At 61.6% G+C, this 19,199-nt stretch carries 19 protein-coding genes and 1 pseudogene; 6 read left to right on the forward strand and 14 right to left on the reverse strand.

Annotated elements, in window-relative coordinates:
- Positions 1–77 precede the first annotated feature (77 nt).
- The 12 genes from FFR93_RS35470 to FFR93_RS35525 form a co-directional block, all read right to left on the reverse strand.
- A complete protein-coding gene (locus tag FFR93_RS35470; protein WP_138396610.1) occupies positions 78–1,019 on the reverse strand; it encodes an ABC transporter ATP-binding protein in 942 nt (313 codons plus the stop codon).
- 22 nt (positions 1,020–1,041) lie between these two features.
- Positions 1,042–1,677 carry an ABC transporter permease gene (locus FFR93_RS35475; RefSeq protein ID WP_064713186.1) on the reverse strand — a complete coding sequence of 212 codons (636 nt, stop codon included), beginning with the start codon at positions 1,675–1,677 and terminating at the stop codon, positions 1,042–1,044.
- A complete protein-coding gene (locus tag FFR93_RS35480; RefSeq protein WP_064709551.1) occupies positions 1,674–2,306 on the reverse strand; it encodes an ABC transporter permease in 633 nt (210 codons plus the stop codon). The genes FFR93_RS35475 and FFR93_RS35480 overlap by 4 nt, the downstream gene beginning before the upstream one ends.
- 16 nt (positions 2,307–2,322) lie before the next feature.
- On the reverse strand, positions 2,323–3,141 hold the full coding sequence (locus FFR93_RS35485; protein ID WP_138396611.1) for a PhnD/SsuA/transferrin family substrate-binding protein: 819 nt from the start codon (positions 3,139–3,141) through the stop codon (positions 2,323–2,325).
- Positions 3,142–3,146: 5 nt separating this feature from the next.
- On the reverse strand, positions 3,147–4,151 hold the full coding sequence (locus FFR93_RS35490) for an ornithine cyclodeaminase family protein (RefSeq protein WP_138396612.1): 1,005 nt from the start codon (positions 4,149–4,151) through the stop codon (positions 3,147–3,149).
- A gap of 120 nt (positions 4,152–4,271) precedes the next feature.
- Positions 4,272–5,204 (reverse strand): glycine betaine ABC transporter substrate-binding protein, encoded by a 933-nt coding sequence (locus FFR93_RS35495; RefSeq protein ID WP_171049312.1) that lies wholly within the window; start codon positions 5,202–5,204, stop codon positions 4,272–4,274.
- Between the two features lie 70 nt (positions 5,205–5,274).
- Positions 5,275–6,780: a histidine ammonia-lyase gene (gene hutH, locus FFR93_RS35500; protein WP_138396614.1), complete on the reverse strand. Its 1,506-nt coding sequence runs from the start codon at positions 6,778–6,780 to the stop codon at positions 5,275–5,277.
- Positions 6,777–7,544, reverse strand: coding sequence for a histidine utilization repressor (gene hutC, locus FFR93_RS35505; RefSeq protein WP_064709555.1), 768 nt, complete (start codon positions 7,542–7,544; stop codon positions 6,777–6,779). The genes hutH and hutC overlap by 4 nt, the downstream gene beginning before the upstream one ends.
- Positions 7,541–8,392, reverse strand: a complete 852-nt coding sequence (locus FFR93_RS35510) for a MaoC family dehydratase (protein ID WP_138396615.1) — start codon at positions 8,390–8,392, stop codon at positions 7,541–7,543. Before FFR93_RS35510 ends, hutC begins: the two co-directional genes overlap by 4 nt.
- On the reverse strand, positions 8,389–9,195 hold the full coding sequence (locus FFR93_RS35515) for an SDR family oxidoreductase (protein ID WP_138396616.1): 807 nt from the start codon (positions 9,193–9,195) through the stop codon (positions 8,389–8,391). The genes FFR93_RS35510 and FFR93_RS35515 overlap by 4 nt, the downstream gene beginning before the upstream one ends.
- On the reverse strand, positions 9,192–10,742 hold the full coding sequence (locus FFR93_RS35520) for a CoA-transferase (RefSeq protein ID WP_138396617.1): 1,551 nt from the start codon (positions 10,740–10,742) through the stop codon (positions 9,192–9,194). The genes FFR93_RS35515 and FFR93_RS35520 overlap by 4 nt, the downstream gene beginning before the upstream one ends.
- Positions 10,743–10,841: 99 nt before the next feature.
- Complete coding sequence (locus tag FFR93_RS35525) at positions 10,842–11,867, reverse strand: putative sulfate exporter family transporter (protein WP_138396618.1); 1,026 nt, start codon at positions 11,865–11,867, stop codon at positions 10,842–10,844.
- 98 nt (positions 11,868–11,965) lie between these two features.
- Here FFR93_RS35525 and FFR93_RS35530 point away from each other — a divergent pair, with 98 nt between their 5' ends.
- Positions 11,966–12,889: a LysR family transcriptional regulator gene (locus FFR93_RS35530; RefSeq protein ID WP_138396619.1), complete on the forward strand. Its 924-nt coding sequence runs from the start codon at positions 11,966–11,968 to the stop codon at positions 12,887–12,889.
- A 24-nt stretch (positions 12,890–12,913) separates the two neighbouring features.
- Here the strand turns inward: FFR93_RS35530 and FFR93_RS35535 are convergent, their stop codons facing one another.
- Both FFR93_RS35535 and FFR93_RS35540 read right to left on the reverse strand, forming a co-directional pair.
- The gene (locus tag FFR93_RS35535) at positions 12,914–13,219 is read right to left on the reverse strand and encodes a hypothetical protein (RefSeq protein ID WP_138396620.1); all 306 of its coding nucleotides are present in this window, start codon (positions 13,217–13,219) and stop codon (positions 12,914–12,916) included.
- Between the two features lie 41 nt (positions 13,220–13,260).
- A complete protein-coding gene (locus tag FFR93_RS35540) occupies positions 13,261–14,448 on the reverse strand; it encodes a galactarate dehydratase (RefSeq protein WP_138396621.1) in 1,188 nt (395 codons plus the stop codon).
- 355 nt (positions 14,449–14,803) lie between these two features.
- On the opposite strand from FFR93_RS35540, the gene FFR93_RS35545 reads away from it, so the two are divergent.
- The 5 genes and pseudogenes from FFR93_RS35545 to FFR93_RS35565 all read left to right on the forward strand — a co-directional run bounded on the left by FFR93_RS35545 (position 14,804) and on the right by FFR93_RS35565 (position 19,198).
- Positions 14,804–15,517, forward strand: coding sequence for a FadR/GntR family transcriptional regulator (locus FFR93_RS35545; RefSeq protein WP_138396622.1), 714 nt, complete (start codon positions 14,804–14,806; stop codon positions 15,515–15,517).
- A gap of 21 nt (positions 15,518–15,538) precedes the next feature.
- A pseudogene (locus tag FFR93_RS35550) lies at positions 15,539–15,676 on the forward strand (NAD(P)-dependent oxidoreductase); the annotation flags it as partial.
- Positions 15,677–15,711: 35 nt separating this feature from the next.
- On the forward strand, positions 15,712–16,587 hold the full coding sequence (locus FFR93_RS35555; protein ID WP_138396623.1) for an SMP-30/gluconolactonase/LRE family protein: 876 nt from the start codon (positions 15,712–15,714) through the stop codon (positions 16,585–16,587).
- 33 nt (positions 16,588–16,620) lie between these two features.
- On the forward strand, positions 16,621–17,565 hold the full coding sequence (locus tag FFR93_RS35560; RefSeq protein WP_138396624.1) for a dihydrodipicolinate synthase family protein: 945 nt from the start codon (positions 16,621–16,623) through the stop codon (positions 17,563–17,565).
- Between the two features lie 46 nt (positions 17,566–17,611).
- Positions 17,612–19,198: an ABC transporter substrate-binding protein gene (locus FFR93_RS35565; RefSeq protein ID WP_138396625.1), complete on the forward strand. Its 1,587-nt coding sequence runs from the start codon at positions 17,612–17,614 to the stop codon at positions 19,196–19,198.
- Position 19,199 lies beyond the last annotated feature (1 nt).

Raw genomic sequence — 19,199 nt, forward strand, 5'->3', positions numbered from 1 at the left:
CGTATTAGCCCTTCGGCAAGGGCAGGTGGCCTTGTTCACGTCGAGCAAAACCGCTGCGGACTTTTGCCGGAATTGTACTATAGCCGATTGGCGCGCAACAAGGTGGCTCGCGACAGATATCCCGCAAGCGTCCCATCGGCTGACCTGACATGAAGGCCCGGCATCTCGCCGGAGAGGATAAGCGCCAAGGCATCGTGAACCGTGGCGTCAGCGGCGATCTCGGCCTCGCCGTTGAACGGTTCCGGCGCGGTCATGATCGTCGATACGGCAATCAAGCTCAGCCTCTTTATGGCTCGGTCGGGGCCGAGGAAGTTCTCGACGAATTCGTTGACGGGACGCGCAAGAATTTCCTGCGGGCTATCATATTGAAGAAGGCGGCCATCCCGCATGATCGCGATGCGATCGCCCATCTTGATGGCCTCGTCGAGGTCATGCGTGACGATGACGACGGTCTTCTTCACCTTCCTCAGAATATCGCGGAATTCGTCCTGAAGCCTAACGCGGGTGATCGGGTCGATCGCGCCGAACGGTTCGTCCATCAGCATGATTGCGGGGTCTGCTGCGAGCGCACGCGCAAAACCGACGCGCTGACGCTGCCCGCCCGACAATTCGTGCGGCAGGCGCTGCCGCATGATGGCCGGATCAAGACCGACGAGATCCAGGAGCTCGTCGACGCGGCGATCGCTGCGCGCCTTTTCCCAACCGAGAAGCCGCGGGACGGTCGCGACATTGCGTGCGATCGACATATGCGGAAACAGACCGACCTGCTGGATGACATAGCCGATGCTGCGGCGGAGCTCCTTCTGATCGACCCGGGCTATATCTCTTCCGTCGACCAGCACGCGTCCCGTTGTCGGCGTCTCCAACTGATTGATCATCCGCATGGTCGTGGTCTTGCCGCAGCCGGAAGGACCAATCAGGGCAACTGTCGTGCCGGTCTCGATCAACAAATCGAGATTGTCGACCGCATACGGGCCGCTTCCGTCGTATTTCTTGGTAACATGATCGAGATGAATCATCCTGATATCCGCTTTCGGCCGCTCAGCGCCGTTGAGTGAAGAGGCGCTCCAGGGCGCCGAAGGCCAATTCCGCAAAGATTGCGAGCAGGGCTATCGGCACCGCTCCGACGAGAAGGCGCGGCATGTTCATGATCGCAATGCCGGCATTGATGAAATCGCCAAGCCCGCCGCCGCCGATGAAGGAGGCCAGCGCCGCCCCACCGATGACCTGGATGGCGCTCGTCCTGACGCCCGACAGAATCGCCGGAACAGCCAGGGGAAGTTCGATCTCCCACAGCATCTGTCCGGCGCTCATGCCCATTCCATCCGCCGCATCGATCACCGAGGCGTCGATCTCGCGGATGCCGATGATCGTGTTCAACAATAGCGGCGGCACGGCCAGGACGATGAGGGCGATCACCGACGGCAGCAATCCGATGCCGAGAAAAGGCATCGTCGCCGACAGGATCGCAAGGCTTGGGATGGAGCGCAGGGCGCCGGCGATATTGACCACCACAAAGGAGGCGCGCGGAGACCGTGCGACGACAAATCCGAGCGGTACCGCGATGACGAAGGCGATGCCGAGCGATAGGACGCACATCAGAAGATGGCGATTGAAAGCGTTGAAGAAGGTACCGGAATTGTTGAAGATCCAGCTGAATGCATCGATGACGATCATGCTACCTTCCCTCCGCTGCGCCGACGCAGCAGCTTTTCGAAGGAGGCAAAACAATAGTCGGCAAAGAGCGCCAGAAATGACGTCAGCAGCCCGCCTGCGATGATCTTTTCAGGAAAGCGCTGGTCGATGCCTTCGAAAATGATGACGCCGAGTCCGCCGGCATTGATATAGGCGGCAACGGTCGCAATGCCGATGACCGTCACCATGGCGATGCGAAGCCCGCCGACAATATAGGGCATTGCCAGCGGCAGTTCGACTTCCCAGATCCGCCGTGCGGTGCCGTAGCCCATGCCATCGGCAGCTTCCAATATGTCACGCGGAATAGCTTGAAATCCCATGCCGATATTGCGGATCAGGATCATCAGCGAGTAGGCGGCAAGACCGGTTATGGCGGGTGCGGCACCGATGCCCATGATGGGAATGAGAAGCGCAAACAGCGCCAGGCTCGGCACCGCGAACAGGATACCGGTGAATATGACGATCGCGGCAAAGCTCCGCGGTCGCCTCGCCGCCCATATCCCGACGATCAGCGAGATCACCAGGGCAATGCCGACCGAGGAAAAAACGAGATAGAGGTGCTCCAACAGCGCTTCGAATAGCCGGTCGAGATGTTTAGGGACCCATTTCATCGTCGAGACCTCCTGTCTACCATGAGATCCCCAATCTGCGATCGGCGTCGTCGGCTCTCTGCGGCAGAATATCGTAAGCCGAGGGAACGACCGTTGAGAATCGCCTGAGGCCGAGCCGCGCCAAAACCGCCGCTCCCTCAGGCGTTTCATGCAATGTCACGAGGCTTTGCTGCAACGCTGCGGCGATGTCCGACGGCAATGTCTGCGCGGCAACCATCAGCGGCGCAGGAAGCGGATCGGTCGTCGCCAGAATACGGAGACCATCGATCGCATCGGGTTCGTGCATCCGCAGCAATTGGAAGGCGCAAGCGTCGATCGCGCCGGCATCGATCCTGCCGTCCTTGAGGGCGGCGACGATGCCTGACGGGTTGAGCAGCGGTCCGACCGTCATGCTCTGCTTCATTTTCCCGGCAAACCGGTCGGCAAGAAAGGAACGCGCCGCGTGGTAGCCCGATTGAGAATCGCGCACAGTCCAGCCCCAGCGTACCGCTGCGAGATCCTCCACAGCGTTCACCGGCCCGGTGGAGGCGACGAGAATGTGGCTGGCATAGAGCGGCTGGTCCAAAGACCATGCCTCGCTCGAGACGGGTGCGGCAAGCGCCGTCGGTCGCGCAGCCTCGGGCATGTGCGAAAACGGATAGCCGCACATGAAGACCGCTCCCATGTCCGGCCTCGCCCATAGCTCCGACAGCGGTGCCGGTGCTGCGTGAGCGATGATCTCGAGTTCAATGCCGGACTGCAGACTGACCTGCGCAAACAGCGCGTCCCACAGGCCGCGAATGCGCGGACTGAGATTATACATTCTCGAACAGGCGATTGGCTTGAACATCACCATGGCAATTATGCGAACCGCAGCCGTTGGCCGATGTTCATCTCTCTTGCCTTGTCGACCATGGTGGCGCCGAGCGCCACATCGGTGGTGCTGAGGCCGCGGTGCCAGAACAGGATCGTCTCCTCATCGCTTTCACGGCCGGGCTTTCCGCCGCAGATGATCTGGCCGATTTCGGCATGCAGGGTCTCGGCTGTCACCTTGCCCTCATCGACGTGACGGCGAAGCGCTCCAAAAGGCTTGCCGGGGCCGCATTGTCCCCAATCGTCGACGACGACCTTGTCCATGATGTCGGTGAGATCGAATTCGAGCGCGCTCATCGTGCCATAGGGCACGACGAAGGCTCCCTTCTTCACCCATTCGGTCTTGAACAGCGGCGCCGGTTCCGGCAGACGGCTGGCCTCGACCATGATGTCGGCCTCCTTGAGGCAATCCTCCCAATTGTCGGTGACGACGATCTTCTTGCCGAGATCCGCCTCAAGACGCTTGGCGAAGGCATTGCGGCTTTCCGGGCGGCGCGAATGCACGCGGATTTCCTCGAAGTCGAAGAGATGGTCGAGAAGCCGGACATTCCAGTAAGAGGTTCCGCGCGCTCCGACATGGCCGAGCACCTTGCTGTCCTTGCGAGCGAGATATTTTGCGCCAAGAGCTGTGACGGCGCCGGTGCGCATGTCGGTGATGGCGGTCGCGTCGATGATGGCCTTCGGCACGCCCGTATTCGGGTCGAACAGGTTGAGGACCGCAAGCTCCGAAGGCAGGTCCACCTTGTAGTTGTCGACGAAATCGCCGACGACTTTGACGCCAGCATAATTCAGCGCTTTGACATAGCCACGAAGCACATTGAAATGGCCTTTGTCGGAGCTCTCCGGCACAAGATGAACCCTCGGCTCGATGACGGTTTCACCCCTGCCCTGCGCATCCAGCGCCTTCGCCACCGCATCGAGAATCTCGTCATTCGTCAGCGCCAGCGCCCTGGCATCGAGGGCGTTGAGATAATCGATCCAGATTTCCTGCATTTGTCGCTTCTCCACATTCCTGCCCGCCTGCTGACCGGACGGATTTTCGAACAGAACCCTCAAAAGGATCGCCGCGCCAGAGGGCGGCCGGATTGATATCCGGCCGCGGAAGCATGACGGTTATTTCGGCAAGAGGCCGTTTTCCTTGAGGAAACCGACCGCCACGTCCTTGGCTTCCTCGTGATCGGTCTCGACCTTGGCATTGAGGACCCGCATCTTTTCGTTGTCGAGATGGGAGCCGACCGCTTCCAACAGTTCGGCAACCTTCGGGTTGGCCTTCAGCACGTCCTGGCGGACAACGGGGGCTACGTAGTAGGGCGGAAACAGACCCTTGTCGTCTGCCAGCGGCACGAGATTCTTCGAACCGATCTGCCAATCGGTCGCTGCACCATTGGCAACATCGATGTCCTTTTGTTCCAGCGCGTCGTAACGAAGACCAAGCTTCGCGAACTGCTTGAACTCCTTGAATTCGGCGTCGTAGACGCGCTTCAGGCCGGGCAGGCCATCGGCGCGATCCGGAAACTCGGCACCGCCGCCGAAGACCAGGGTCTTGGAAACCTTGGCGAGATCCGACAGGCTCTTCAGATTGTTGGCCTGCGCGGTTTCCTGCCGGACAACGATGACATAGCCGTTGTTGATGCCGCTCGGCTTCAGCCATGTGAGGTTGAACTGCTTGGCGTAGAAGTCCTTGACCTGGGTGTAGACCTTGTCGGCATCGGTCGACATCTCGCCCTTGACGACGGACGCAAGCGCCGTGCCGGTATATTCCGGATAGAGATCGATCTCGCCGGCCACCAATGCCTGGTGCGCAATCAGCGTGCCGCCGAGGTTGATCTTGCGCTCGACGGTGAAGCCAGCATTTTCCAGAACGGCTGAATACATTTCAGCGAGAATGAACTGCTCGGTGAAATTCTTGCTGCCGACCTTGATGGTCTCTGCGGATGCAGACTGGAACATGGCGGCTGCCATGATACCGGCTGCAAATAAGCCCTTTGTCCAATTTCTCATGATCATTCCCTCTTGTTGACTTTTCAATGAACGAACCGGCGGCATTCCCCAGAATAACCGTCGGCATGACCGGTCGGCGCCCTGCCCTTCTTGGTGGGGCAGTTGCGAACCGGGCTTATTGCGGGCCAAGCCCAATCAATGCGGCGATCGTCGCAAAATCCGGCCCCTGCGCGCGATCCTCTTCAAGTGCCGGGACATGGCTGCGGACGAATGCATAGGCCTCAGCCGATCCCTTGCCCAATTCGCCTGAGACACCGCGCAGCTCGACGGCCTGTGCCGAGGCAATCAGTTCGATGGCAACGAGATAACGCAGGCGCTCGACGATCGCTTGCGTCTTTGCCAAAACGCTCGGCGCCATCGAAGCTTGATCTTCGACGCCATCGGCGACCGGAAAGGGCGAGAGCGAAACCGGCATGGCGAGATGGCGGATTTCGGCTTCCATGGCCGAGACAGTCTTTTGCACGGTGGCAAAACCGGTCCGGCTCTGGCCCATCGGGGTCAGGAAGCGTGGAAGGTCGGACATGCCAGGCGACATGATCTTCATGATCCGATAGGCGGTGCCTGCCGCACAATGCGCCATCGCCTGCCCCAGCCTTTCCCAGGCGAGCACAAAAGCGGTCATGTCGAAATTGCCGTGCGCAAGAATGACGCCTTCGGAGGCGATGACGACAGGATTGTCGCTGGAGCTGACGAGATCTATCTCCGTCGCCTGCCTTGCCTCGTCGATCGCATGCCTCATCGCGCCCCAGACCTGCGGCGTGCAGCGGTAGCTCAAAGGATCCTGGAGACGTCTTGCGGCATCGGCCGCAACCAAGGAGCTTCCCGAAAGCAAGTCCATCAGCTGAGCGGCGACGCGGCGCTGCCCGAAGGCCGGTCTCGCAGCCAGAGCGCGGTCGTCGAAGACGCTGACATTGGCCCGGAACGCTTCGAAATTGACGGCAATCGCCTTTAGAGACCAATCGAAGAGCCGCCCGATATCCTCAAGCGCCAGGCAGGCGAGGCCGATGGAGAGACTGTTGGCTACGACAAGCGCATGCCCGTCCTTCGGCGCCAATTCGAGAGATTTCAGGCCGGCTCTCTCCAGGGCGACGGCGGCCGGCAGCACTTCGCCGCCAAGCTCGATCTCGCCGAAGCCGAGAAGCGCCCGGCTCATATGGGCAAGCGGAGCCAAATCCGCCGCGCCGATCGAGCCCAATGACGGGACGACAGGATGGACACCTGCATTAATGGCGGCGATCAAACCACGGAACACGTTCAGCGAAATGCCGGAACCGCCCGCCGCCATCCCGGCAGCCCTGACGGCCATCATCGCCCGCACGGATTCCTGGGCAAGCGGCTTTCCGACGCCGACTGCGCGGGCTTGCGGCACACGCATCTGAAACGCCACCAGATCTTCCGTCGCAAGTCGTGTATCGACCCCCGCTCCCAGTCCCGTCGTCAGGCCATAAACCGGCAGATCCTTTTCCGTATAGCGATCGATGACAGCGCGCGCCGCCGTAATCCGGGCCTCGACCTCGTCGGAGATTTCGATCCTGGCGTGACGACGGGCAATTGCTGCGATGTCCTCGATCGTCGGCGGCGACGCGGTGAAGGTGATCGACGGAGAATGGGTGGCGCTCACTGTTTCTCTCCGAGAATGGCGACGGGCTTCGAGGGACCCTTGGTGGACCGAGCTTCCAGCCGATACTGCGCGCCGGGATAGTATAACAGCGCACAGGTCACGACGGCCTCGCCCGACCAGGTCCTTCGAAAGACGCGCAGGCAAGGGTGATCATTCTTCAGGCCAAGATATTTGCGGATCGTCGTGTCCGGTTTGACGGCCTGGACGATATGTTCGAACGCCGTTATCGGCGCCACCTTCGTCAGATATTCATTCGGCGTCATGCTGCTGAAATCGGTCGACAGATAGTCGGGCGCGACCAGCGGATTGACGTAGCGCTCCTCGACCTGAATGGGGTGGTCGTTTTCCATGTGCACGATCAGCGAATGCATCACCTTAGCGCCGAGGGTCAGTTCGAGCGCGTCGGCAACGTTGGCATCCGCCTTCATCAAACCGGCCTTGACGACCGTAGCCTTATGCGTGTGACCCCGCTCCAGTATTTCGTCGGCTATGTTGCGGATTTGAAGCAGATCGACATCGAGGTGTTTTGGCGACACGAAGGTTCCGATGCCGGCGGATCGCTTGAGGACACCCTCGAACATCAACTCCCGCAGCGCCCGGTTCGCCGTCATGCGGCTGACGCCGAATGCCGCCACCAGCTCGCTTTCGGAGGATACCCGGTCTCCCGGCTGCAGCTTGCCCTCGGCAATCTCGGCCAGGATCTGCTCCTTGATCCTGATATATTGGCGCGCCTCGCCGGCGGCCGTCTTGACCGCTTTCGTCATGACAGCCTCGCTATGCCGTTGTCGAGGATGGTCACGCCCCGGGAAGCAACGATCCCCCGGAAGCGAATTTCGGCGTCGTTGCGCCACATCTGCAGGGTGATCGTTTCTCCGGGAAAGATCGGCGCGCTGAACCGCGCCGCGATCGCGCTCAAACCGGTAGCCATGCCTGGATCGATGGCGGCGACGATGGCGTAGCCCGCATAGCCGAAGCTGCACAGCCCATGCAGGATCGGCCGATCGAAGCCGCTGCTGCCCGCTGCCCTTGGGTCGACATGCAGCGGATTGAGATCGCCGTTCAGGCGATAAAGCAGCGCGGCGTTACCGGGTATGTCGACGTTGAATTCGAAGTCAGGCCCTCTGTCCGGGACTTTGGACAGAGGTTCAGGCGCCAATCCCGCCGAACCGCATCCACCGTCGCCGCGGCAGGCGTTCGTCTGGACGATCGTCGCGATCGGCTCATCACCGTCCACGGTTGCGATAAGGCGCTCGAAGCTGACGAACATGCCTTTCTCAATGCCGCGATCGACCACCGACAAGACGCGCGACCGGGAGATCAGCGGCACATCGAGAGGGACCGGCCGGTGGATCATCAGGCGATGTTCGGAATGCACGAGACGCGCCCAGTCGACACCCGTCTGCTGCATCCACGGGCCCGGATGTGCCACGATATTGGCAAGCGTCGGCGCAGTGACTAGATCGCGTTCGTAGACGTAGTTTAACGCGTTTTCGTCGAGCGGGTTGGTGCCATAGCCGACCGACAGGGCGTAGAGGATGGCATCGCTTGCAGTGACCACATGCGTCGCTTGTGGCACCGGGAAATCGAGAATGGATTGGGCCGACAGCGTCACGATGCGGCTCCGCCGGATGCCACGGATTTGCGAACGCCACCGGACAGCCGGATGCCGCCGTCGACGGAGAGCAATTCCCCAGTGACGAAGTCTGCCCCCTGAACAAGCCAGACAATGGCGCCGGCAACGTCCTCCGGTGTCGCGACCCGACCGAGCGGCGCGGTTTCCGAAAATCGCTTGGCAATAGCGCCATAGGCATCCGGCCCGAGCGTGTCGCGCATCCAGCGGGTATCGATGATGCCGGGGCAAACCGCATTCACCCGGATATCGGGACCGCAGGTGCGCGCTAGCGCCATTGTCAGCGAATTGAGCGCGCCCTTGGAGGCCGTGTAGGCAAGCGAACTGCCGCCGCCGGTAAAGGCAACGTTGGATGAGACATTGACGATCGCGCCGCCCCCACTGTTACGCATGGCAGGCACCGCCGCCCGGCACATCTGATAGGCGCCGATGACATTGACACCGAAAACACTCTGAAAATCCTCTGCCGACAATGTCTCCAGATCGAAAGGATCCGATTTGACCGTCATTGCGGCATTGTTCACCAGGGCGTCGAGCCGCCCCCACCGATTAACGGCCGTCGCGACCATCCGGCGGCAGGCAGCATCGTCCGCAACGTCGGCCTGGACGATCTCGACCTCCGCGCCCAGGCTGCGGCAGATATCGCCGGTCTCATCCGCCTCTTTCTTGCTGCGGCTATAGTTGACCACCACTCGGGCACCGCCCTCGGCGAACTGCTTCACGCATGCAGCCCCGACGCCTGTTGCGGAGCCCGTGACGATGATGACGGCTCCATCGATTTTCATGGGGCAAAGTCCTTCATGGCGTGGGTGGAAAACAGGCGCGCGTCCATCTGTTTCAGTTGGCCCGACACAGCGACGCCCTTCGGCAGGCGGTCGAGAACATGGGCGGCGAGATCGATGCCGGGGGCAAACTCCGTCAGCGTCAGGCATCCGTCGATCACTTGAAAGACCGCCCGCTCGGTGACGACGAGCTGTGTCTGCCCTTCCGGGGCAAAGGCCGGGCTCGAACTGATCTGGTCGACATGGTCGACGATCTTGCAAACTCTGCCGTCCCGGATGATGTCGAGCCTGCCGTCGGCAACCGCAATTTCCGCGCCGCCGGCGGAAAATGCGCCGAGATAGACAACACGCCCCGCCGTCTGCGAGATATTGGTGAAGCCACCGACCCCAACTATGGAATTGTTGAAGCGGCTGACATTGATCGCACCGTACCTATCCACCTCGGCCATGCCGAGAAAGGCGATATCAAGGCCGCCGCCGTCGTAAAAGTCGAACTGTGATGCCTGTGGGATGATCGCGGTCGGATTGACGGCAGCGCCGAAGGACAACTCCTCGGCCGGCACGCCGCCGATGACGCCAGATTCGATCGTCACCGTATAATCGCAAAATCCCTCTTCGCTGGCGATACGGCCGATCCCGGCGGCAATGCCGATGCCGAGGTTGATCGTCGGGCGATGGAGCGGCGCCAGCTCCAGGAAGGCGCGGCGCTGAATAATCTTATCGGCCGACAGCGGCGCCGGCTGCAGACGGCTCACGGCCATCCGGACGCGCCCGGTATAGGCGATATTGTCCGTCTCGGCGAAACTGACGCCGTGCTGGGCCGGATTTTCGCAAACGACAACATAGTCGACCAGCGCCGCGGGGATGCGAACATCGCCCGGCGGCAGCGAGCCGCGCTCGGCAATCCGCTTGACCTGCACGATGACGACACCGCCGGAATTTCGGCCTGCCTGGGCCATGGCAAGCACGTCGAGCGGAAAGGCTTCGTCCTCGAGGGTGATGTTGCCGTCTTCGTCGGCCGTCGTACCGCGCAAAAGCACGCAGTCGAGCGGAATCGAGGGATATAGCAGCCATTCCTTGCCGCGCAAAGACACACGCTCGACAAGCGCGCGCGGCGTCGTCGCATTCATGCGGCCGCCGCCATGCAGCGGATCCATGAAAGAACCGAGCCCGATATGGGTGATCACCCCAGGCTGACCGGCGGCAATCGCACGATAGAGCTGGGCGATGACGCCTTGCGGCCAGCAATGCGCTTCGATCTTTTCCTCGATCGCCAGCCTGCCAAGGCGCGGCGTTCCCCGCCAGCCCCCGGCGATCACGCGGGCGACGAGGCCTTCATAGCCAAAATGCCCCATGCCGCGCGTCTGACGATCGCCTGTGCTGGCAGCAAACAAGAGCGTCAGATTGCGGGGTTTTCCAGAGGCGATGAAACGCTCCTCCACCGCAGCCGTGATGGCCTCGGGATGGCAGCATCCTCCGAAACCCGAAGCAGCGACAGTCATCCCGTCTTCGAGGAGATCCGCAGCTTGCTGTGAAGAGATGACCCGCATGACGACCTTGTTTCCACCCGACCTGTATATACAGGCTACCCGCTGATCGTTTCGAAGGCAACCGGAATCTTTGCCGGTATTTTGGGCAAATCGCCTCGATCAGCCGATGTCAAGCAGTGCCATCAAGCAAAGCCCAAGAGCCGCCAGAGCCAGCAGCGACAGCGCCGCCGCTGCAAGGACCCGGCCGCCGGTATGGGCGACGGATCTCACATCGACGGAGAGGCCTAACGCGGCCATCGCGGTGACGGTAAAAGCGGCGGAGACCGCCGACATCCCGGTCAGCAGCGGTGCCGGGATCGCGTCAAAGGAGCGAAGCGTCGCCATGGCTGCAAAACCGAGGATGAACCATGGCATAACATGGCGGAGATTGAATGCGGAGCCACCGGGACGCCGGCCATGAAGTGCGCCGAGCACAAGAATGACGGGTCCGAGCATCATCACGCGGATCAGCTTGACGAGCGTGCCTACCTGGGTGCTGACGGCTCCGGCAGAGGCCGTGGCTGCCAATACCTGCGGCACGGCATAGGCTGTCAGCCCTGCGAAGACGCCATATTGTACGGTGCTGAGGCCCAGGAGCAGATGCAGAAGCGGCAGCGCCAGCACCGCACCAACGCCGAGCAGCGCGGTAAAGGCTATCGAGGCAGCGATATCGTCGGGTTTGGCGCCGATGACAGGGGCTGCAGCGGCAATCGCAGAATTGCCGCAGATTGAGTTGCCGCACGCAACCAAGGTCGCTAGGCCGGTCGACAGCCCCAATAGACGCCCGAGCAGAAAGCTGCCGGCCAGGGACAGAGCAACCAGGACGGCAATTCCGCCGACAAGCGGCAGCCCGGCCTGCCGGATGGCAGCCGTACTGAGCGAGGCGCCCAGCAACACGACGGCAATCTCAAGCAGCGTTTTGGCGGCGAAGTGAATGCCTGGAGTGAAACTCTGCGGAAGACGGACCGAGGAGCGCACGGCAATGCCGATCAGAATGGCCAGCACGAGGCTCTCGATCCAGTGCGCGCCGAAAATCACCAGTTGCAACTGCTCGACCAACCGCGCAATGAGCGTGACTGCCGCGCAAAGGAAAAGTCCCGGTGGGACAGTAGGAAGCGACGGGGAACGCGAGACGGAAACGAACATCGGCAAGACCTTGTGGAATGCTCTACTGTCCCACACCCAATTGTCGACTTCTATTGAATAGATTAATATAGTTCATTCGACAAAATCGAACGATTGCTATGACCTTCGAACAGCTCTCCATTTTCGTCGCGGTTGCGGAACGCGAGCACCTGACCAACGCGGCCTCGGCGATCGGCCTCACGCCATCAGCCGTCAGTTCCGCCATCCGCAATCTCGAGGCCTCCTATGGCGTCGAGCTTTTTCACCGTGTCGGACGCCGCATAGAGCTGACATATGAAGGGCGGGTGTTTCTGGGGGAGGCAAGAGCCACACTCGCGCGCGCAAAAGCCGCAGCACTCGTCTTGTCCGATCTCGGCGGCCTGCAAAAGGGTGAGCTCGTTGTGTTTGCCAGTCAGACGATCGCAAGCTATTGGCTGCCAGCAATGCTGATGCGTTTCAAGAACCGCTATCCGGGCATCGACCTGAAGCTGATGATCGGCAATACGACCACGGCGGCAAAAGCGGTTCTCGATGGATTGGCGGAAGTCGGATTCGTCGAAGGCAGCGTTGATGAGCCGGCGCTGAATGTTCAGCCGCTTGCCGAGGACGAACTCCTTGTCGTCGTCAGTCCGCGCCACCCCTGGGCGCGTGGCAAACCGATCGCCCCGGCGGAGCTGGCTTCGGGCACGAAATGGGTAATGCGGGAAAAGGGGTCCGGAACCCGGTCGGCTTTCGAGGCGGCGATTTCCAAACTCGGCATCGGCCCCGGAGATCTGACTGTCGCACTCGAGCTGCCATCGAACGAAGCCGTCATATCGGCTGCAAGAGAAGGCCTCTGCGCAACGGTCGTTTCCGGCGCCGTGGCCGCGCCGCTCTTGATGCAGGGGCTGTTGGTAAAGGCGCGCTTTCCTTTGCCGTCCCGCCAGTTTGCAATCCTGCGGCACAAGCAAAGACACTCCAGCCGTGCCTCGTTGGCGCTGGAAACGATTTGCCGCGAGGACAAAGCTGCCGAAGTCCAATACCGGGATGACTGGACGCTTTAGACTAGATCGAGCGCAGTTCAGATTTCAGCGGAAGCGCAGAACCGCACCATCCCTTTGTTTCTGCATCTCCTGCGGCCGGTATTTGCGAATGGCGGCGGCCTCCATCAGCCAGCGGCCATGCCTGACCGGTTTCGCCGCGACCATCCGATCGCCGACGGTCGAAACATAATCGGGCGGATTATTGCCAGGGGAAGGTTCATGGCCGCCAACGCTTTCGTCGGCGATCAGTCGTCTGCGCTCAGACAGGCCCTTCGAACGTGCGAGATGTTGGAGAATGCCATGACCACGCATAACGTCGGTGTCGCCTGACAACCAGGAAATGGCTGCCACTATGCGGCAGCAGCCAGTCCCGACTTTTTTGAGCGGCGTCTCTAAGCGAAGGCGTAAGAACCATCCGGTCGCTTCGGCACACGCCGCTGCCAGTGGATATACCCTTCCTCCTCCATTGCCTTCTCGTCCATTTCGACGCCCCAGCCGGGCCGATCAGGGCGCAGCTCGAGATAGCCGTTCTTCGGCAGATAGGGATCGACGACGTAGCGCGTTTCCCCCTGCCGCTTTTCAACATCGAGGCCGCCGTAAACATAAGCCCGGCCCTTTGGCAGCCGGTATTCGAGGATGCGGAAATTCTGAGCCGCGGCCGAAAAATGCACATTGACCGCCGTTGCCAGCGGCCCCATCGGGTTGTGCGGAGCGACGCCGACGAAATAGGCTTCGGCAAGCGTGGCGATGCGGCGCATTTCGCTGATGCCGCCGACGACGCAGATGTCGGGCTGGATCAGGTCGGCGCCCTTGACCTGCAACAGCCGCAGGAATTCGTTCCTGTTATAAAGCGACTCGCCGGTGGCCAGCACACAGTTGAGCCCCTGTTTCAGATCGCCCCAGGCCTCGATATTCTCCGGACGCAGCGGCTCTTCGAAGAACAGCGGATCATAGGGCGCCAGGGCATTGCCGAGCTGTCTTGCGGCGATTGGTTCGAAGATCTTGGCATGAGCGTCGAAGGCGATCTCGTATTCGTCATTGACCGTCTCGCGAAGCGAGCGGAAATAGTCCGCTGAGGCTTTCACAACATTCCCCCAGCGATGGGCGTGCATGTCGATGCGCCAGGGGCTTAGCTTGAAGGCGGTGAAACCACATTCCTCGTTCAGGCGGTCGAACTCCTCGCGGGCGGCCGGCGCGTCGGGCGCGGTATAGACCCCGGCGTAGACCTTGATGCGGTCGCGCACCTCGCCACCCAGCAATTTGTAGACCGGGACATTCGCCGCCTTGGCCGCCAAATCCCACAGACAGTGGTCCACCGCCGAAATGGCGGCAAGACCGAGCGCGCCCGGCGGAAACCGGCTCTGCTGGATCAGCAGGTTGACGAGATAATCGACCCGTGTCGGGTCCTGGCCGGAGAGAAAGCCGTAGAGATAATCGAGCAGCGGCGGCAACGCCTTGTCGGGGCCGTGATTGTAGCATTCGCCCCAACCCGTCAGCCCGTCATCGGTGTCGAGCGCGACGATTACGCGGGGGCGGTCCTTGTCGCGGGTCATGAACACCCGCATGCGGTCGATCTTCATCTTTCTTTCCTTGTAGCGATTGAAATAGCTGCGGCGCGCCACGCGCGTCTACACGGAGAGTCGCAATTCATGCCGGCACAGCCTTTCCGGGTGGTACCGGTGAACTCCCGACCTGCCGTTTCGCCCCTCCGCGTTAAAACTGAGCCTAAACACGCTCTCAAATAATTACAAGAGTTGACAGATCATTACAGATTATCTAGCAATGAAGCATCAAACGAGCCGTCGCGGCCCCGCGGGAAACGGAGCTGAGGCAAGAAAGACAGCTTATCTGTCAGATGTTGTCCATGCGCCACATCCTGGCCGCGTGACAGCGCGGCGCCTGAATTGCCGCGTGGCGGGAGAGAAAAGGACGATAATGACATTCGCAGCAGATGCCGTTTCCAACAGAGGCGCAACTCGCTTCAGCGACATCATCTACGAGAAGATCGTAGCGATGATAGCGGACGGCAAATTTCCGGTGAACGAACGGCTGCCATCGGAGACGAAGCTCGCCACCGACTTCGGCGCCTCCAGACCCGTGGTGCGCGAGGCCCTGGAGCGGCTCAGAACCGATGGCCTTATCGTATCGCGCAAGGGATCGGGCTCCTATGTCCGGCAGCGGCCGGATTCGTCGATGCTGAAAATGGTTCCGGTCGGCTCGCTCGCCGACGTCCAGCGTTTTTTCGAATTCCGTGCCGGGCTGGAGGCCGAGGCTGCGGAACTGGCCGCACGGAACTGGCAGCCGTCCGACAAGGAGCGGATCACGGCAGCGCTGCTTGCGATTGAGCAATGTCTGAAGAACGGGGAGCTCGGCGCCGAGGAAGACCAGGCTTTGCATGATGCGATCGCGATGGCGACCGGCAACCAGTTCCATATCACGGTGCGCGAATGGTTCCGGCCGCATTTTGCCATCGGCCATTCGGTGACGCGAAGCCTCAGCCTGAAGCGCACGCCGGAGCAGATTCGCAGCGTCCAGGATGAACATGCGGTGATCGTGGAGGCCATCTTCGCGCGGCGGGAAACCGAAGCCCACGATGCGATGAAGAGACACATACTGAATGCGCGCGCCCGGATGTTCCAAGGCGTCTGAGCGATGGCGGGAGGAAGCACGATGAGACAGGTTGCTGTGATGGGTGCTGCCGGACGCGTCGGGACGCTGCTGCGCCCGTTCTTTCGCCAGCATATCGAGCATCTCCGTCTGATCGATATTCATGAGCCTGCGGATCTGGCCGAGAATGAAAGCTTCGTTGGCGAAGGGCTCGTCAAAAAGCCGGAGATCGTTTCGTGACGGCGCCCCGCATCCTTGAACCGAAGGTCCGCTCGGTGCTGCAGCAACCGCTGACGGTCGGCGAATCGCCTGTGTGGGACGAGCAGACCGGTGCTCTGTGGCACGTCGACATACTGGCGCCGGCGATCGTCCGGATCTCGGCAGGAGGCAAGATCGACCGCTTCGGCATGCCGGCGGCGGTCGGCTGCCTCGGGCTTTGCCGCGACGGCAGGATCGTCGTAGGCCTCCAGACCGGCGTCCATCTCTTCGATCCCGTTTCCGGTGATCTCGAATTTCTCTGCGATCCTGTCGGGCGCGACATCAATGGCCGGCTCAACGACGGCAAGGTGGGCCCGGACGGGCATTTCTGGGTCGGCTCGATCAGCGAGGCCAAGCCGCAGGTGAACGACGCGGCGCTCTATCGTGTCGGCGCCGATGGCAGCACGCGGACCGTTGCAACGGGACTGACGAGTTCCAACGGCCTTGCCTGGTCGCCGGACGGCCGGCGGATGTATCACTCAGACAGCCGGCAGTGCTTTCTGCGAGCCTTCGATTTCGATCCGAAGAAAAGCGAGATCGGCAAGGGACGTCGACTTCGCGGCTTCACCGAGGAACAAGGGCGGCCGGACGGAGCGACGACCGATCGCGACGGGTTCTACTGGAGCGCCGGCGTCTCCGCAGGCCGCCTCAATAGAATATCGCCCGACGGCGAAATCGTCGAAATCTACATTCTGCCGGTCGCAGCACCGACCATGCCGTGTTTCGGAGGGCCTGAATTCAGCACCCTTTACGTCACGAGCCTGTCAACCGACCGCACCGGACGTTTCGAGGCAGGCACGGTCATCGCCTTCGATGTCGATGCGGAGGGGCTGCCGCCCTTCCGTTTCGGCTGAATCAACTGGAAGAAAAGCGAACGGGGGAGAAAAATGAGCATCGCGATCATGCGCAAGGCGCTTAAGGGCGTGTCAGGCGTTCCCGTCACAGCCTATGACGCTGGGGGCGAAGTCGAGCCCCGGATTACCGGGAAGGTCTACGAGCGGGTGGCCGTGGCCGGCATTCACAACATCGTCGCAGCCGGAAATACCGGCGAATTTTATGCGCTGACGCCGCAGGAGATCCGGATCGTCCACGAGGCGGCGGTTTCAGGCGTCGACGGCCGCGCGCCGGTAACGGCGGCGATCGGCCGGTCGCTGCGCGAGGCGATCGAAATGGCCAGGAATGCGGCCGCGATTGGCGCCTCCGCCGTCATGTCGCATCAGCCCGTCGATCCCTTCGCAGCACCATCTGCCCAAATCGATTATTTCTGCGATCTCGCCGACGCTTCGCCCCTGCCCCTCGTCGCCTATGTCAGAGCCGAGGGTTTCACCGTTGCGGAGATCGTCCGCCTCGCCAACCACGATAATATTGCCGGCATCAAGTTCGCCACGACCGATCTGATGCTGCTGTCGCGGGCGATCCCCGCCGCCGATCCCAATGGCGCGCTCTTCGTCTGCGGCCTGGCGGAGAGCTGGGCGCCGACGTTCACCGCGGCCGGCGCACGCGGCTTCACCTCGGGCCTCGTCAACGTCGCCCCGAGGCTGTCGCTCGCCGTCCATGAAGCGCTTGACAAGGGCGATTTCGCCGCGGCGAGAGCCATCGTCAACAAGCTCGAACCCTTCGAGCGGATGCGTACCAAATTCCGCAACGGCGCGAACGTGACGGTCGTGAAAGAGGCGGTCACCTTTTCCGGCCTCGACGTGGGCCCGGTACGCGTGCCGGGATTGCCGCAGCTCGATGCGCATGACCGCGACGAGCTGCATCGGTTGCTTCGAGGCTGGGAGGCCGCGGGCGACATTCAAACGGACCGGCAGGACATCAAGGCAGCCGGCTAAGTTCGAAACATTCATTCCGCAAACAACAGGATTGGGAGGTCTTGAGGTGCTGAAACAGCTACTGACGACAATCGCAATGACAGGCGCGCTGATGGCGGCGCAGCCGAGCCTGGCGGCATCGCCGCCCAACATGCTGGTGATCGGGACGAACCTGACCGGCATCCGCACGCTGGATCCGGCCCAGAACAACGCCCGGACGGTTTCCGAGCTGATCTCCAACCTCTACGACAACCTCGTGCAACTGTCGCCTGATGACCTCAAGACGCTGAAGCCGATGCTTGCGACGAAATGGGAGGTCTCGCCTGATGGTAAGGTCATCACGCTGACCCTGCGCGACGACGCAGTCTTCCAGAGCGGCAACAAGGTCACCGCGGAGGATGCGGCCTGGTCGATCCAGCGCGTCATCAAGATGGGCCAGGTCGGCTCCACCGACGTCGCACTCTGGGGTTTCACATCAGATAACGTCGAAAAGCTCGTCCGCGCCAAGGACGAACACACGCTGGAGATCGAGCTGCCGCAAACGGTCAATACCGACCTGGTGCTCTATTCGCTGGCCGGTTCCTCGATCGGCATCGTCGACAAGAAGACGGTGCTGTCGCACGAGGCGAACGGCGATTTCGGCGGCGCCTGGCTCTCGGCCAATTCCGCCGGCAGCGGCCCGTTCAGTCTGGCGCAATGGCGGCCGAACGATGTGGCGATCTTCAATGCGCAGCCGAAATATTGGGGCGGCAAGCCGGCGATGGCCCGCGTCGTTGCCCGCCATATCCCGGAATCCGGCAATCTCCGGCTTCAGCTCGAAGCCGGCGACGTCGATGTCGGCCAATATGTGGCAAGCGGCGATCTCGATGCGCTCTCCACCAATAAGGATATGGTCATCGAGAATGTGCCGGGCCTCGGCTTTTACTATATCGCCCTCAACCAGAAAGACCCGGACCTGCAGAAGCCGAAGGTCCGCGAAGCCTTTCAGTACGCCTTCGACTGGAAGGCGATCTCCGGCAACATCATGCGCTATACCGGCTTCCCCTGGCAGTCGATGATCCCGCGCGGCATGATCGGCGCTCCCGGTGAGACGGCCGTCCGCTACGATTACGATCCCGCCAAGGCCAAGCAACTGCTGGCGGAGGCCGGCTACCCCAACGGCCTGAAGAAAGTCCTCAATCCCTCGGGGGCGCCAACCCTGCCCTTCGCCGAGGCGCTGCAGGCCAGCGCCCGCGCCGCCGGCATCGATCTTGATCTCGTGCCCGGCGAGTTCACGCCCGCCTTCCGCGAGCGCAAATTCGAAGTGCTGCTCGGCAATTCCGGCGCCCGCCTGCCCGATCCCTTCGCCGTCGCCACGCAATATGCCTTCAACCCCGACAATAGCGACGAGGCGCGCCTCGGCAGCTATTATCTCTGGCGGACCGGCATGAAGGTTGATGAGCTCAACACGCTGATCGACCAATCGATGAAGGAGCGCGACACGGAAAAGCGCACCGACATCTTCAAGAAGATGGACGGCATCTATACCGGCATGGCCTCCCCGCTCGTCATCTTCTTCCAGCGAACCGACCCCTATGTCATGCGCGCCAACGTGAAGGGCTATCACGGGCACACGACATGGTCGACGCGCTGGCATGACGTGACCAAGGAGTAGA

Source organism: Rhizobium sp. MHM7A (assembly GCF_005862215.1).
Lineage (GTDB): Bacteria > Pseudomonadota > Alphaproteobacteria > Rhizobiales > Rhizobiaceae > Rhizobium > Rhizobium bangladeshense.

What these genes read in the sequence shown, in the direction of transcription:
- FFR93_RS35520 (WP_138396617.1), bottom strand. Translation starts at nt 10,742, where the DNA reads ATGCGGGTCATCTCTTCACAGCAAGCTGCGGATCTCCTCGAAGACGGG.
- FFR93_RS35530 (WP_138396619.1), top strand. Translation starts at nt 11,966, where the DNA reads ATGACCTTCGAACAGCTCTCCATTTTCGTCGCGGTTGCGGAACGCGAG.
- FFR93_RS35515 (WP_138396616.1), bottom strand. Translation starts at nt 9,195, where the DNA reads ATGAAAATCGATGGAGCCGTCATCATCGTCACGGGCTCCGCAACAGGC.
- FFR93_RS35525 (WP_138396618.1), bottom strand. Translation starts at nt 11,867, where the DNA reads ATGTTCGTTTCCGTCTCGCGTTCCCCGTCGCTTCCTACTGTCCCACCG.
- FFR93_RS35495 (WP_171049312.1), bottom strand. Translation starts at nt 5,204, where the DNA reads ATGCCGCCGGTTCGTTCATTGAAAAGTCAACAAGAGGGAATGATCATG.
- FFR93_RS35545 (WP_138396622.1), top strand. Translation starts at nt 14,804, where the DNA reads ATGACATTCGCAGCAGATGCCGTTTCCAACAGAGGCGCAACTCGCTTC.
- FFR93_RS35485 (WP_138396611.1), bottom strand. Translation starts at nt 3,141, where the DNA reads ATGGTGATGTTCAAGCCAATCGCCTGTTCGAGAATGTATAATCTCAGT.
- FFR93_RS35490 (WP_138396612.1), bottom strand. Translation starts at nt 4,151, where the DNA reads ATGCAGGAAATCTGGATCGATTATCTCAACGCCCTCGATGCCAGGGCG.
- FFR93_RS35470 (WP_138396610.1), bottom strand. Translation starts at nt 1,019, where the DNA reads ATGATTCATCTCGATCATGTTACCAAGAAATACGACGGAAGCGGCCCG.
- hutC (WP_064709555.1), bottom strand. Translation starts at nt 7,544, where the DNA reads ATGACGAAAGCGGTCAAGACGGCCGCCGGCGAGGCGCGCCAATATATC.
- FFR93_RS35475 (WP_064713186.1), bottom strand. Translation starts at nt 1,677, where the DNA reads ATGATCGTCATCGATGCATTCAGCTGGATCTTCAACAATTCCGGTACC.
- FFR93_RS35560 (WP_138396624.1), top strand. Translation starts at nt 16,621, where the DNA reads ATGAGCATCGCGATCATGCGCAAGGCGCTTAAGGGCGTGTCAGGCGTT.
- FFR93_RS35480 (WP_064709551.1), bottom strand. Translation starts at nt 2,306, where the DNA reads ATGAAATGGGTCCCTAAACATCTCGACCGGCTATTCGAAGCGCTGTTG.
- FFR93_RS35540 (WP_138396621.1), bottom strand. Translation starts at nt 14,448, where the DNA reads ATGAAGATCGACCGCATGCGGGTGTTCATGACCCGCGACAAGGACCGC.